This is a genomic window from Paeniglutamicibacter sp., assembly GCF_046714615.1.
In the GTDB taxonomy this organism is placed as follows: domain Bacteria; phylum Actinomycetota; class Actinomycetes; order Actinomycetales; family Micrococcaceae; genus Paeniglutamicibacter.
The window spans coordinates 1-13,327 of sequence record NZ_JBKKAP010000009.1; the positions used below are offsets into that span (position 1 = coordinate 1).

Annotated in this window: 14 protein-coding genes and 1 pseudogene; 10 read left to right on the forward strand and 5 right to left on the reverse strand. The window is 64.5% G+C overall.

From position 1 onward, the window contains the following. The first annotated feature begins 176 nt into the window (after positions 1 to 176). The gene (locus tag ACLQ7E_RS00890; RefSeq protein ID WP_411730640.1) at positions 177 to 1,292 is read left to right on the forward strand and encodes an ABC transporter permease; all 1,116 of its coding nucleotides are present in this window, start codon (positions 177 to 179) and stop codon (positions 1,290 to 1,292) included. Positions 1,293 to 1,363: 71 nt separating this feature from the next. Then, positions 1,364 to 2,092: an ABC transporter ATP-binding protein gene (locus ACLQ7E_RS00895; protein ID WP_411730641.1), complete on the forward strand. Its 729-nt coding sequence runs from the start codon at positions 1,364 to 1,366 to the stop codon at positions 2,090 to 2,092. 35 nt (positions 2,093 to 2,127) lie between these two features. Here ACLQ7E_RS00895 and ACLQ7E_RS00900 read toward each other — a convergent pair whose 3' ends face one another. Both ACLQ7E_RS00900 and ACLQ7E_RS00905 read right to left on the reverse strand, forming a co-directional pair. Then, positions 2,128 to 2,649, reverse strand: a complete 522-nt coding sequence (locus tag ACLQ7E_RS00900) for a MarR family winged helix-turn-helix transcriptional regulator (RefSeq protein ID WP_411730642.1) — start codon at positions 2,647 to 2,649, stop codon at positions 2,128 to 2,130. 50 nt (positions 2,650 to 2,699) lie between these two features. Then, positions 2,700 to 4,415 carry an AMP-binding protein gene (locus ACLQ7E_RS00905; protein WP_411730643.1) on the reverse strand — a complete coding sequence of 572 codons (1,716 nt, stop codon included), beginning with the start codon at positions 4,413 to 4,415 and terminating at the stop codon, positions 2,700 to 2,702. Positions 4,416 to 4,644: 229 nt separating this feature from the next. On the opposite strand from ACLQ7E_RS00905, the gene ACLQ7E_RS00910 reads away from it, so the two are divergent. Beyond that, positions 4,645 to 5,787, forward strand: coding sequence for an acyl-CoA dehydrogenase family protein (locus tag ACLQ7E_RS00910; RefSeq protein WP_411730684.1), 1,143 nt, complete (start codon positions 4,645 to 4,647; stop codon positions 5,785 to 5,787). Here the strand turns inward: ACLQ7E_RS00910 and ACLQ7E_RS00915 are convergent. Genes ACLQ7E_RS00915 through ACLQ7E_RS00925 form a run of 3 tightly spaced genes read right to left on the reverse strand, consistent with a single transcriptional unit; the run spans position 5,774 to position 7,827 of the window. Then, positions 5,774 to 6,472, reverse strand: coding sequence for a peptidyl-tRNA hydrolase (locus ACLQ7E_RS00915; RefSeq protein WP_411730644.1), 699 nt, complete (start codon positions 6,470 to 6,472; stop codon positions 5,774 to 5,776). The two genes, ACLQ7E_RS00910 and ACLQ7E_RS00915, sit on opposite strands and share 14 nt — an antisense overlap. 30 nt (positions 6,473 to 6,502) lie before the next feature. Beyond that, positions 6,503 to 7,327: an ammonia-dependent NAD(+) synthetase gene (gene nadE / locus ACLQ7E_RS00920; RefSeq protein ID WP_411730645.1), complete on the reverse strand. Its 825-nt coding sequence runs from the start codon at positions 7,325 to 7,327 to the stop codon at positions 6,503 to 6,505. Between the two features lie 47 nt (positions 7,328 to 7,374). After that, complete coding sequence (locus ACLQ7E_RS00925; protein WP_411730646.1) at positions 7,375 to 7,827, reverse strand: MarR family winged helix-turn-helix transcriptional regulator; 453 nt, start codon at positions 7,825 to 7,827, stop codon at positions 7,375 to 7,377. Positions 7,828 to 7,990: 163 nt separating this feature from the next. On the opposite strand from ACLQ7E_RS00925, the gene pyrE reads away from it, so the two are divergent. The 7 genes and pseudogenes from pyrE (at position 7,991) to ureG (ending at position 13,312) form a co-directional block, all read left to right on the forward strand. Then, entirely contained in the window at positions 7,991 to 8,548 is a 558-nt protein-coding gene (gene pyrE / locus ACLQ7E_RS00930; protein WP_264270545.1) for an orotate phosphoribosyltransferase, read from the forward strand. Positions 8,549 to 8,848: 300 nt separating this feature from the next. Further along, positions 8,849 to 9,151 carry an urease subunit gamma gene (locus ACLQ7E_RS00935; protein WP_411730647.1) on the forward strand — a complete coding sequence of 101 codons (303 nt, stop codon included), beginning with the start codon at positions 8,849 to 8,851 and terminating at the stop codon, positions 9,149 to 9,151. A gap of 17 nt (positions 9,152 to 9,168) precedes the next feature. Continuing rightward, positions 9,169 to 9,510 (forward strand): annotated as a pseudogene (locus ACLQ7E_RS00940) (urease subunit beta); the annotation flags it as partial. 242 nt (positions 9,511 to 9,752) lie between these two features. Then, positions 9,753 to 11,465 carry an urease subunit alpha gene (gene ureC / locus ACLQ7E_RS00945; protein WP_411730648.1) on the forward strand — a complete coding sequence of 571 codons (1,713 nt, stop codon included), beginning with the start codon at positions 9,753 to 9,755 and terminating at the stop codon, positions 11,463 to 11,465. A 29-nt stretch (positions 11,466 to 11,494) separates the two neighbouring features. Next, the gene (ureE, locus tag ACLQ7E_RS00950) at positions 11,495 to 11,968 is read left to right on the forward strand and encodes an urease accessory protein UreE (RefSeq protein WP_411730649.1); all 474 of its coding nucleotides are present in this window, start codon (positions 11,495 to 11,497) and stop codon (positions 11,966 to 11,968) included. Next, positions 11,949 to 12,650 (forward strand): urease accessory protein UreF, encoded by a 702-nt coding sequence (locus tag ACLQ7E_RS00955; RefSeq protein ID WP_411730650.1) that lies wholly within the window; start codon positions 11,949 to 11,951, stop codon positions 12,648 to 12,650. The genes ureE and ACLQ7E_RS00955 overlap by 20 nt, the downstream gene beginning before the upstream one ends. A 47-nt stretch (positions 12,651 to 12,697) precedes the next feature. Beyond that, entirely contained in the window at positions 12,698 to 13,312 is a 615-nt protein-coding gene (gene ureG, locus ACLQ7E_RS00960; protein ID WP_411730651.1) for an urease accessory protein UreG, read from the forward strand. The last annotated feature ends 15 nt before the right edge of the window (positions 13,313 to 13,327 follow it).

Below are 13,327 nucleotides of genomic sequence, written 5' to 3' on the forward strand. Positions count from 1 at the left end.
CTGGGAGATGTGTTTATGAGACAGGCTTTTGGTGGAATCGACGGGATCAGGCGTAGCGGCCAATCGACCATATGATCGATGTGCACCGAGGCGGGGAACTGGAGGATGGGAGATAAGAAGGGGGAAATTGCCGGTGGCAATCGCCTCCCACCATCCACTGAAAGAGAACCCCGATCGTGTTCCTTGCAATCCGAGACATCCGCTTCGCCAGGGGCCGCTTTATTCTCATGGGCTCGGTGGTTGCGCTCATCACGCTGCTGCTGGTCATGCTCTCCGGGCTGACCGCGGGCCTGGGTGACCAGTCAACCTCCGCCTTGAAGAACCTCGGCTCCGAGGCCAAACCCGTTGACACGATTGCCTTCGGTGCCGCCAGCGGCAACGACCCCAAGGCCTCGTTCACCGAAAGCCAGGTCGCCGCTGACCAGGTTGCCGCTTGGCGCAATCGCCCGGGCGTAGCGTCGGCCGAGGCCGTCGGCATCACCCAGACCCGCTTGCAGGGCTCGGCCGCGGGGTCGGAAACCAGCACCGGAACCACCAACGTCGCGGTCTTCGGCATCCCGGCGGGCAGCTCCCTGGCACCGTTCCCGGTTGCCGAGGGAGAGGTCGTCATCGGTGAATCCGTGGCCGAGGACCTGTCGCTGAAGACCGGGGACACCGTCTCCATGGCCGGGGTCGACCTGAGTGTCGGCGCGATTGCCCCAGACAACTGGTATTCGCACACCTCGGTCGCCTACACGGACCTGGACTCCTGGACCCGGCTCGCCCACCTGGGTGACGTCACCCAAGCCGGAACCGTCATCGCCATCACCAACCAGGATGGGGTCGCCGTTGACACCGACGCGGCGAATACCGCCGCCGCGACCGTCAGCACCACCCGCACCGGCTCGTACGCCGCACTGGGGTCCTACAAGAGCGAAAACGGCTCGCTGCTGATGATGCAGGGCTTCCTCTACGGGATCTCGGCCCTGGTGATCCTGGCCTTCCTCACGGTCTGGACCGTGCAACGCACCCGCGACATCGCCGTGCTCAAGGCCCTGGGCGGATCCGGCGGCTACGTGCTGGGGGACGCCATCACCCAGGCCAGCATCGTGCTGTTGCTCGGTGCCGGGATCGGCGGCGGCATCGGCATCCTCGGCGGCTCCCTCGCCGCCAATGCGGCACCTTTCCTGCTCAGCCCCGCCACCACACTGCTGCCCATCCTCGGGGTGGTCGTGCTCGGCCTGGCCGGGGCGGCGCTCGCCGTCTCCCGGGTGACCAAGGTCGATCCTCTCATCGCCCTGGGCGGCAACTAGCCCCGGGCCAAGGCGCCGTCCGCCCCACTTCCCCTCAGCCGTTACACCCACCCTCCCCGCAAAGGATTTCCATGACCACCCCTGCCGCCGGCACGACCGCCGCAACCGCCAACATGCCCCTGCAATTGATCGACCTCACCTTGGAATACCCGGACGGGCAGGGCACCATCAAGGCCCTGGACGCAGTCAACCTGGGTGTCGGTGCCGGCCAGATGCTCTCGCTGATCGGCCCCTCGGGGTCGGGCAAGTCCTCCCTGCTGGCCGCCGCTGCAACCTTGATCCGCCCCACCAGCGGGCTGGTCATCATCGACGGAACCACCGCCAGTGATCTGAACGATGCCCAGATGACCGCCCTGCGCCGGGAGAAGGTCGGCATCATCTTCCAACAGCCCAACCTGCTGGCCTCGCTGACAGCGGTCGAGCAACTCATGATCTCCGACCACCTGCGTGGCAAGCCGTTGAAGCCCGCCAAGACGCGGGCCCTGGAACTGCTGGAAATCGTGGGTTTGTCCGAAAGTGCCAAGAAGCGCCCGCACCAGCTCTCCGGCGGCCAACGCCAGCGCGTGAACATCGCCCGCGCCCTGATGGGGGAGCCGAAGGTGTTGCTGGTCGACGAACCCACCGCGGCGCTGGACAACGCGCGCAGCGAATCAATCGTGCGGCTGTTGGCCCAGGTGACCAAGGAGTTCTCGGTGGCCACCGTGATGGTCACGCACGACACCGAGTTCATCTCGCTCACCGATTCGGTCGCCGCGATGCGCGACGGCGTGCTTGGGCTTCCGGAACTCGTTGGGGTCTAACCGGCCAGGGGCGGGGGGCGGAGTCCCGCTCCCTACTAGGAAGTCGACTCGTCCCCGGAGAAGTCCCCGGCGTCGCGGCGGAACTTGCTGAAGATCCGGATCAGCGTGGCGACGTCGCGGTCCGAGAAGCCGGAGTCGGCAAAGACCTGGGCGTTGAGCTCAAGGGTGGCTGCTGCCGCCAGTTCGCGGCCCTGCGGGGACAGGGCAATGAGCGTGGTGCGCTTGTCGGTCGGATGCTTGGTGCGGGCCACCAGCCCGGCGCCCTCCAGCCGGTCGACGGCGTTGGTCACCGAGGTGGCATGGACCTGCAGCAACGCGCTGGCCCGATTCATGGCCAGCGCTCCGTCGCGGGCAAAGCTGAGCAACGCGAGCATCTCGTAGCGGGCGAAGGTGAGTCCGAATGGTTTGAGCACCGTTTCCGCGCGCTGCAAAAGGATCTGTTGCGTCCGCATCAGGGCGGTGATCGCGGCCATGGGCTCGGCGACTTCCTCCCACCCGTGGCGTTCCCAATTGCGTTGCGCTTCCAAGATCGGGTCGCGGGGTAATGGCTGGCTCAATTTTCCCTCCGGATAGAACTCGTGCCCTAGCTTATCCAAGCCTCCGGGGCTCAGGATTTCAAGGACGGGAAATCGTCGTCGCTGTACTCGACCCCTTGGACCTGGAGCCCCGCAGTTGCCTCGTGGCGTGCCACTTCGTTGTTCCGCAGTTCCACCCGCCGGATCTTCCCGGAAATGGTCTTGGGAAGCTCGGAGAATTCAAGACGGCGGATCCGCTTGAAGGGTGCCAGATGCTCCCGGCAGTAGCCCAGGATGCTTTCGGCCAGCTCCGCAGAGGGCTCGTGGCCCGCGGCTATGACCACAAAGGCCTTGGGGACCGACAGCCTGAGCGCATCGGGGGAGGGCACCACGGCGGCCTCGGCCACGGCGGGGTGCTGGATCAACACCGACTCCAACTCAAAGGGACTGAGCTTGTAGTCGCTGGACTTGAACACGTCATCCCCGCGACCCACATAGGTGATGACTCCCTGCTCGTCCATCTCGGCCATGTCGCCGGTGTGGTAAACGCCGTCACGGAAGGCGTCGGTGGTCTTTTCGGCATCGCCGTAGTACGACTTCATCAACCCCAGCGGGCGTGGATCCAGTCGCAGGCAGATTTCCCCCTCGCGGCCGGCCTCCCCCGTGGCGGGGTCAAGGAGGACCACGTCGTAACCGGGCATGGGGCGGCCCATGGCACCGATCTTGATGGGCATCCCCGGCGGGTTGGCGATCTGCACCGTGGTTTCGGTCTGCCCAAAGCCGTCGCGGATCGTTTGCCCCCAGGCGCGGCTGACCTGGTCGATGACCTCGGCGTTTAGCGGCTCGCCGGCCGAGACCAGCTTGGCCGGAGGGTTCTTCAAAGCCGTCAGGTCGGCCTGGATGAGCAGGCGCCACACCGTGGGAGGGGCGCAGAAGCTGGTGACGGATTCGGCATCCATCTGGGCCATGAGCGCCTTGGCATCGAAGCGTTCGTAGTTGTAGAGGAAGACGGTTGCCTCGGCAATCCATGGGGTGAAGAAGTTGCTCCAGGCGTGCTTGGCCCAACCCGGGGAAGCGACATTCAGATGCACGTCGCCGGGCTCCAGGCCGATCCAGAACATCGTGCTCAGGTGCCCGACCGGATACGAGGTATGCGTATGTTCCACCAGCTTGGCCTTGGACGTGGTGCCGGAGGTGAAGTACAGCAGCAGGGTCTCATCGGCCTTTGTCGGAACCTCGGGAACAAAATCCATGGGGTGACCGATGCTCTCGGTGTAGTCCACGCCGGCCTCCGGTGCGTCGCCGTCGACGTGGATCACCGTGTAGTCGCCCGCGACCCGGTCGAACTTTTGGGTGTCGCCGCGCCCGGCCAGGGCCCAGCGTGCCCCGCCCCGTTCAACCCGGTCCTGCAGGTCCACGTGGGTCATCTGCGTGGTGGTGGGGATCACGACCATGCCCAGCTTGATGCCGGCGAGCATGATTTCCCAGAGTTCCACCCGGTTGCCGAGCATGACGATCATTTTCTCGCCGCGCTTCATGCCGATCGCGCGCATCCAATTGGCGACTTGGTTGGAGCGGGCTGAGAGTTCGGCCCAGGTGCGGCGAGTGGACGAGCCGTCCTTTTCGACAATGATCAGGGCATTGGCCTCGGCACGCAGCGGGTCCTTGGCCACCTGGTCGAACCAGTCGAGACCGAAGTTAAACTCCGTGAACTCGGGCCACCGGAATTCCTTGCGGGCGCCGGTGTAGTCGGTGCGCAGTTCAAGGAGCCGGTCGCGTGCTGCACGGAATTCTTCGGTAACGGTCATTGCCGTCCTTTCGCCCGGACCCCAATTAGTAGGAAGCCCTAGTGATTTGAATCACTTGCAAATATACTTGGATATCCAAGGGTTTGGAAGGGCTCACCATCAACGAGCCAAACATTTCAACGGACAAGGAGTCACCCCTCTCATGCCATTGAGTGAGAACCAGGCAACAATCGCCGAAACCGGCACCAAGGGAGGCCTCCGGGGCCTGCCGTTTCCGGACGTCGACCTCATGCACATTTGGCAGCTCCTAGAGCCGTCCGAACACCGGCGCTTGCGGGACATCCGCTCATTCCTGCAGGACCGCGTGCGCCCCGAATCTCTCGAATACTGGAACCGCGAGGAATTCCCGCACCACCTTTTGCCGGAGATGGCGGCGCACGGTCTCGGCGGAATCCAGCTGGATGGAAGCAGCGAACTGTTCAAGGGTCTGGTCTACGTCGAGGCAGCTCGCGCCGATGTTTCACTCTCGGCCCTCGTTGGAATCCACAACGAGCTCATTGTCGGCATGATCCAGGAACTGGGATCGGCCGAACAACAGAAGAAGTGGCTGCCCGCGCTGACCCAATTCACGGCGCTGGGCGCCTTTGCCCTGACCGAGCCCGATCACGGCTCCGATATTGCCGGAGGGCTTGCCACCACGGCCACCCGGGAGGGCAACGAATGGGTCATCAACGGGGCCAAGCGCTGGATCGGTGCGGCCACCATGGCCGACTTCTCCCTGGTGTGGGCCCGCGACACCGAAGACCACGCGATCAAGGCATTCATCGTCGAGTCGGATCGCCCCGGATTCAGCACAACCAAGATCGCCAACAAGATCGGTTTGCGGGTCATGCAAAATGCCGACATCCGGATGGATGAGGTCCGCGTTCCCGAATCCAACAGGTTGCCCGGAGCCAAGAACTTCGCTGCAGCCAATGAATTGCTCAAGCACTCGCGTGCCTGGGTGGGGTGGCAGGCGGCGGGCGTGCAGCTGGGGATCTTCGACATAGCAAGGGACTACGCCCTGGCACGCACGCAATTCGGTGCGCCCATTGCCGGGTTTCAGTTGGTGCAGTTGCCGCTGGCCGAGATCCTGGGCAATGCCATGGCGAGTCTTTCACTCATGGCGGACCTGGCCAGGATCCAGGGGACAGGGGATCTTGAAATGGTCCAGGCCGCCATGGCCAAGTCGACCACCACCCGCCTGGCACGCGAGTCCGCGGCCAAGGGACGTGCCATTTTGGGAGGCAACGGCGTCACCAGCGACTACGAGATGGCCAAACTTTTTGGGGACGTTGAAATCCTTTACACCTACGAAGGCACGTACGAAATCAATTCATTGATCGTCGGCCGGGCCGTCACCGGCGTCTCGGCGTTCGTCAACCAACACTGACGAATGCGGTTGCGGAGCCCGGGGTGATTTCGGTGCGCCCGGCATCATGGATCACCGGGCCGTGGGCCGTGCGTGCGTTCTTCCTGAACATCTTGGCGTCAAGTCGTTCAATGGAAAGCAGGCAGCCTGCCGCACGCCAGGCATCAAGCTCTTCCGGTTTTCCCTCCAGCACCCAGGCAAACAATGCATGCGCCGCCTGGGCGGCGGACTTCCCGGTGCTCATCCCCAATGAATCGTTCAGCGCAATGCGAACCGTCGTCGGATCCATGGGCTCGCCAGGCGGCAGGGTCGTTCCGGAGACCTGGAGTTTGGCAAGGCGCTTGGGCAGCGAGTCCGCCTGCATCGGGGCAAAGCCCATGGCCCGTGCGGTCCCGATCTGTGCAAGTGTGTGGCCGGGGAATTCCGCGGCGACCTTGTCGAACATCTTGGCGTCGGCGCGGCGGACACTCTTGGCAAACGCGCCCTGCGCCCAGGGCCGCCAGTACGGGTGGCGCGGATTGGACAGCAGCGCGCTGACCGAGGCCAACGCCGCCACTGCAATGCCCTCGTCCTCGGGGCAGGGTTCCTCGCGGTCCACCAGCAAGATGATCGGCTGCACCAGCTCGCCGGTCGGTTCCGGGAATTCCTCGACAGGAGTTTCTGGCGCGTCGGTATTCGGGGATGGTTCGTTCAGGGTGCTTTCCACGGGATCCAGCCTAAGCGGTATCGGAATCGATCAGGCCTTCCACCACGTGTCAAAGATGGTGACAGGGGTGGTGCGCTTGTGGCGCGTACGCAGGAACTTGCCCTCGATCAGGGCTGCGGCTGCCTCCGGGATCTCGTGGCCTTCCAGGTAGGCGTCGATGTTCTCGTAGGTGATGCCCAGCTCGTCCTCGTCGGTGCGCAGCGGCTGGCCGTCGAGCAAGTCGGCCGTGGGGACCTTTTCCCACAATTGCCTCGGGGAACCCAGATGCCGCAGCAGCTCGCGGTTCTGGCGCTTGTTCAGTCCGAAGAGCGGAAGGAGATCCGCCCCGCCGTCCCCGAACTTGGTGAAGAAGCCAGTGACCGATTCGGCGCCGTGGTCGGTGCCGATGACCAAAAGGTTCTCCTCACCGGCCAGCGTGTACTGGGCGATCATGCGCATGCGCGCCTTGATATTGCCCTTGTTGAAATCCGAGATTGGTGTGCCCACGGCCTTGTGGAATGCGGCTTCGAGTCCATCGACGCCCGCCTTCACGTTGAAGGTCCGCTCCACGTCGGCGGCCACGAAATCCAGGGCGGCCTGGGCATCGTCCTCGTCGAGCTGGGTTCCGTACGGAAGACGCACGGCAACGAATTTGGCTTCGGTTCCTGCTGCGCGGAGCTCCTCGACGGCAAGCTGGGCCAGGCGCCCGGCCAGCGTGGAGTCCAACCCTCCGGAGATGCCAAGCACAAACCCGTTGGTGTGCGTGGCGGTGAGGTACTCCTTGAGGAAGTCAATGCGGGCACGGACCTCCGCGGCGGGGTCGATCCGGGGCTTGACACCCATTTCCTTGATGATGGCAGCCTGTAGTTCGCGCATGCCCCAAGCCTAACCTGTCACCGGGACGGGACCGCGTGGGGATTGCCCTATGCGTCGGCCGGCGGCTTGTGGGGATCCCAGCCAAGGTTGGTGGCCATCTTCTGCAGTGAATCGACGGTGGTGGAATACTCCTCGGAGCTGATCCCCGCGCTGGATTCCTCGCGCATCGCATCGACGATCTCGGTCAGGCGATCCAGCGACACCGCACCCCGCTCGGTGAGGGTAAAGGTGTGGCCTTCCTCGGCAACCCAGCCCGATTCAACGAGTTCGGATAGGTGCTCGGACGGGCTGGTGGGCTCGTCCTCGGCCTGGACCTCCCCGAAGAAGGGAGCCAAGGCTGCCGTGAGCTCGCCTCCGGTGGCAGGGCCGCGCGAGAGGACATTGAGTAATTGCCACTGTCGGCGCGTGACGCCGTGCTCTTCGAGGGAGTTGGCGAACTGCTCGGAAATGAGCGAGTCAACCAATTTAAGCCAGTAACCCAAAGGGCGAGAATCGGTCATGACCCCACCCTAACCCGGGGACCACCTGCCTGTCTGTAGCCGGGTCGGCCGCGCGCCGGGAGAGGGCCGGGTGCGGGTCGGCCGTGTGGCCGATGCCGGCTTCCCGATGACACAAAGCCGCTGTGATCGCAGGGAGGGCGTTGGCCAAACTAGAATTGAACCCATGACCAACACTGCCGCGCGCACCCGCCTGCTCGAACTCATCAAGGAACTCGCCGTGGTCCACGGCAAGGTCATCCTTTCCTCCGGCAAGGAGGCAGACTACTACATCGACTTACGCCGCATCACCCTGCACCACGAGGCCGCACCGCTGGTCGGCTCGGTCATGCTGGAAATGCTCGACGAGGCAGGCATTGAATTCACCAATGCCGGCGGATTGACCATGGGTGCTGACCCGGTGGGCACCGCGCTCATGCACGCGGCCGGCCACGCCGGACGCTCGATCGACGCTTTCGTGGTGCGCAAGGCACAGAAGTCCTACGGCATGGGCCGCCAGGTCGAAGGCCCTTCGGTCGAGGGCCGCAACGTCGTGGTTCTTGAAGATACCTCCACCACCGGCGGCTCCGCACTGACCGCCGTCGAGGGCGTGCGCAAGGCCGGCGGCAATGTCGTAGCAGTTGCAGTGATCGTTGACCGCGACACCGGGTCGAAGGAACGCATAGAGGCCGAGGCCGGAGTGCCGTACCTCTACGCCTTCGGCAAGGACGAGCTGGGCCTCTAGAAAGACCCGAAGCCGCAAGGCAAAACCAAGGCGTCCCGCCGGTTTCACCTACAGTGAAATCCGCGGGGCGTTTTGTTTTCCCCGAAGTCAGGTGTGGATTTGGAAGGTCATGAGGTCACCCCGCGCGGCCGCGAAACCACCTGCGGAGCGAGGTGCAGCGGTGCAGTCGAATGTCGCAAGTAGTTGCCGGTTTTCTTCTGCTATTCTTGCCCTATCCACGGACCTCCCGGCGCATCTTCCCGCCGGTTGCAGATAACGGGTGGCGTATTTTATTACCGCTGTTGAGAACTGGAGCCCTAGATGCATTTGACCCCGCGTGAGCACGAAAAACTCATGGTGGTTGTTGCCGCCGACCTGGCGCGCAGACGCCAGGCCCGCGGACTGCTGCTCAACCATCCCGAATCCGTGGCCATCCTTGCCTATGAACTCATTGAAGGTGCACGGGACGGGCGCACGGTGGCGGACCTAATGAGTTACGGAACCACCATCCTGACCCGCGAGCAGGTCATGGAGGGAGTTGCTGACATGATCTCGGATGTGCAGGTCGAAGCGACATTTCCCGACGGCACCAAGCTTGTCACCGTCCACAACCCGATTCGCTAGGCAAGGGAGAGAAGAAAATGAAACCGGGAGAATACATCCTGCGTGACGAACCCGTGCTCTGCAATTCGGAGCTCGAAACCCGAATCCTGAATCTGGTGAACCACGGCGACCGCCCCATCCAGGTCGGATCGCACTACCATTTTGCCGAGGTCAACCCTCAGCTGGACCTGGACCGGGTGGCCGCCCGCGGTTTCCGCCTGGACATCCCCGCCGGCACCGCCGTGCGCTTCGAGCCGGGCGACGCACGCACCGTGCACCTGGTCGAATTCGCCGGTCGCCGGCACGTCTATGGATTCCAGGACCGCGTCAACGGGCCCGTCGGCGAGACCATCCCCGCCAAGGAAACCGAGGCCATCGGCGGCTCCGCAGGCATCAACCCGGTCACAGAAGCCGAACTGGTCGCCGACTACGACATCGACCTGCCCAACCTGGGCCGCGAGTCCAAGGGCTTCCACACCGACTTCGGCGTTGACCCGGTCGACGAATCCCTGCCGCCGCACCCGGACGAGGTTCGCCGCGCCACCAAGGACAGCGACGAAGCCGCGACCGACGATACGGGCGAAGAAACCGTGAACGAGGATCCTGAAGCAGGGGGCACCAAATGAGCTTCGAGATGAGCCGCAAGCACTATGCGGAAATGTACGGTCCCACCACGGGCGACGCCATTCGCCTGGCAGACACCGAGTTGCTGGCCGAGATCGAGAAGGATTACACCAACTACGGCGACGAGGTCGTCTTCGGCGGCGGCAAGGTCATCCGCGACGGCATGGGCCAAAACGGCCAAATGACCCGCGACCAGGACATCCCCGACACCGTCATCACCAACGTGGTGGTGCTGGACTACACCGGGATCTACAAGGCCGACGTCGCATTGCGCGACGGCCACATTTTCAAGATCGGCAAGGCGGGCAACCCGGACATCACCAACGGGGTGAACATCACCATCGGCGCGGCAACCGACATCATCGCGGGCGAACACAAGATCCTCACCGCCGGCGCCATCGACACCCACGTGCACTTCGTGAGCCCCGACCAGATCCCCGTGGCGCTGGCCTCCGGCGTCACCACCATGATCGGCGGCGGCGCCGGCCCCTCGGACGCCTCCAAGGCCACCACCGTGACCCCCGGCCCCTGGCACATTTCCCGGATGCTGCAGGCCGTGGAAAACCTGCCGATGAACATCGGGTTCCTGGGCAAGGGCCACGCCAGCGCGCGCGGACCACTGGCCGAGCAGATCCGTGCCGGCGCCATCGGACTGAAGATCCACGAGGACTGGGGCGCAACCCACTCCTCGATCGACAACTCGCTGAAGATCGCCGACGAATTCGACGTGCAGGTCGCCATCCACGCCGACACCCTGAACGAGTGCGGCTTCGTGGAGGACACCATCGCGGCCATCGACGGCCGCGTCATCCACACCTTCCACACCGAAGGCGCAGGTGGCGGCCACGCCCCCGACATCATCCGCATGGCGGGCCTGCCCAACGTGCTGCCGGCCTCCACCAACCCCACCCTGCCTTACACGATCAACACCGTGGACGAGCACCTGGACATGCTCATGGTGGCCCACCACCTCAACGCGGACATCCCCGAGGATGTTGCCTTCGCCGACTCGCGCATCCGCGCCGAGACCATTGCGGCCGAGGACGTCCTGCACGACATGGGCGTGTTCTCCATGACCTCCTCCGACTCCCAGGCCATGGGCCGGGTCGGGGAGACCGTGCTGCGCACCTGGCAGGTAGCCGACGCCATGAAGCGCCAGCGCGGCAAGCTCCCGGAGGACCTCGAGGTGGGGGACAACTTCCGGATCAAGCGCTACGTCTCGAAGTACACCATCAACCCGGCCATCGCCCACGGCATTGCCGACACCATCGGCAGCATCGAGGAAGGCAAGTTCGCCGACCTGGTGCTCTGGGACCCGGCGTTCTTTGGCGTCAAGCCTGACATGGTCATCAAGGGCGGGTTGATCGTCCAGTCGCTGATGGGGGACTCCAATGGCTCGATCCCCACGCCGCAGCCGCGCACGCTGCGCGCCAACTTCGGAGCGCTGGGCACCGCGGTGCATTCCTCCTCCATCACCTTCCTGTCCCAGGCCGCGATCGAGGAGGGCGTGCCCGAACGCCTGCGGCTGCGCAAGGTCATCCGGCCGGTGTCCGGGATCCGCTCGCTGAAAAAGGCCGACCTGAAGTTCAACGGGGAAACCCCCGACATCCAGGTCGACCCGCAGACCTACCAGGTCACCGTCGACGGGGTGCTGGCGACCTGCGAGCCCTCGAGCGTGCTGCCCATGGCCCAGCGCTACTTTCTCTTTTAAACCGACGGCGAGCATTTCAAAGGAGTTCCATGATCATCGAGCAGCTTTCGGGCAACAAACGCGATGTTCCCGAGGCCGAGCTGGCGCAACTGCACGAGGAAAAAGTCGTGCTGCCCTCCGCCGCCCTGGTCAAGCGCATCCAGCGCGTCACCACCGACCACGGCCGGGAGCTGGGCATCCGCCTGGCACCCGGACCCGACCTTCAGGACGGCGACATCCTGCTGCGCAACGAGAAGGAAATCATCACCGTGTCGGTGCTTCCCACCGACGTGTTGGTCATTGCCCCGGGGTCCATCTTCGAGATGGGGCAGGTGGCACACGCCCTGGGCAACCGCCACCTGCAGGCCCAGTTCTTCGACACCGATTCCGGCTACGGCGCGGCGGTGATGGTGGTGCAATACGACCACACCGTGGAGGACTTCCTCAAGCACCACAACACGCCGTACCAGCGCCAGGAACGCGTGATGCCAGTGCCGTTCCGCCATGCCGAACACACCCACTAGGCCCGCGGCGGGCCACCTGCTCACGCTGCTGCAACTGACCGACTCGGCGCTGCCCACCGGCGCCTTCAGCCATTCGCTGGGGCTGGAAAGCTACCTTGACACCCGGGCCGTGCACGACGAGGCCAGCTTCACGTTATGGCTTGAGAAGTTCCTTTCCCAGTCGCTGGCCTACACCGACGGGTTGGCGGTCCGCCTGGCCCACGAGGCAGCCGGGGGTGCGGAGCTGGCCCGGATCGATGCGCTTCTCCATGCCGCGGCGGTGCCGCGGCAGATCCGCGAGGCCGGGGTGAAGATGGGCGCGCGCATGCTGCACGTGGCCACCAGCGTTTTCCCCACCGACGAGCTCGAGGACTACCGGGAGCAGGTGGCCTCCGGGACCTGTTTCGGGCACCCTGGTATTGCCTTTGCCCTGGGGGCGCGCGGAGCCGGGGCCCCGTGCGCCGACACCGTGGCAGCCTACCTGTTCTCCACCGTGACCTCGCTGACGCAGAACGCGATCCGCGGGATCCCCATCGGGCAGAACGCCGGGCAGCGGGTGCTGCGGGCCATGCACGCCCCGGTGCTGGCCGCCGTGGAGGCGATCTTCGAGCTGGACCTTCAGGACCTGGGGGCGGCGGCCCCGGGCCTGGAAATTGCGCAGATGCGCCACGAACACCTGCGCGCCCGCATGTTCATGTCCTAACGGGGCAACGGACACGCGGCGCGAGAAACCTACGACTAGAGGAGTGCATGATGGAACCGATTTGCATTGGCATCGGCGGACCCGTGGGAGCGGGCAAGACCCAGCTGATCGAACGGATCACCCGCAGGCTGAACGACGAGGTGTCGATGGCCGCGATCACCAACGACATCTACACCATTGAGGACGCCAAGATCCTTGCCGCCAACTCCGTGCTGCCATTGGATCGGATCATTGGCATCGAGACCGGAGGCTGCCCGCACACCGCCATCCGCGAGGACACCTCGATGAACTCGGCGGCGATCGAGGAACTGAAGGCGAAGCACCCGGATCTGCAGGTCATCTTCGTCGAATCCGGGGGAGACAACCTCTCCGCCACGTTCTCCCCGGAGCTCGTGGACTTCTCCATCTACATCATCGACGTGGCCCAGGGGGAGAAGATCCCGCGCAAGGCCGGCCAGGGCATGATCAAGTCGGACCTGTTCATCATCAACAAGACCGACCTGGCCCCGTATGTGGGCGCAGACCTGTCGGTCATGGCGCGGGACTCCAAGGAATTCCGAGGCGAGAAGCCCTTCTGCTTCACCAACCTCAAGACCGACGAGGGCCTGGACACCGTCATCGAGTGGCTCAAGCACGAGGTACTGATGCTGGATTTGGGCTAGGGAGGGGATGGCACC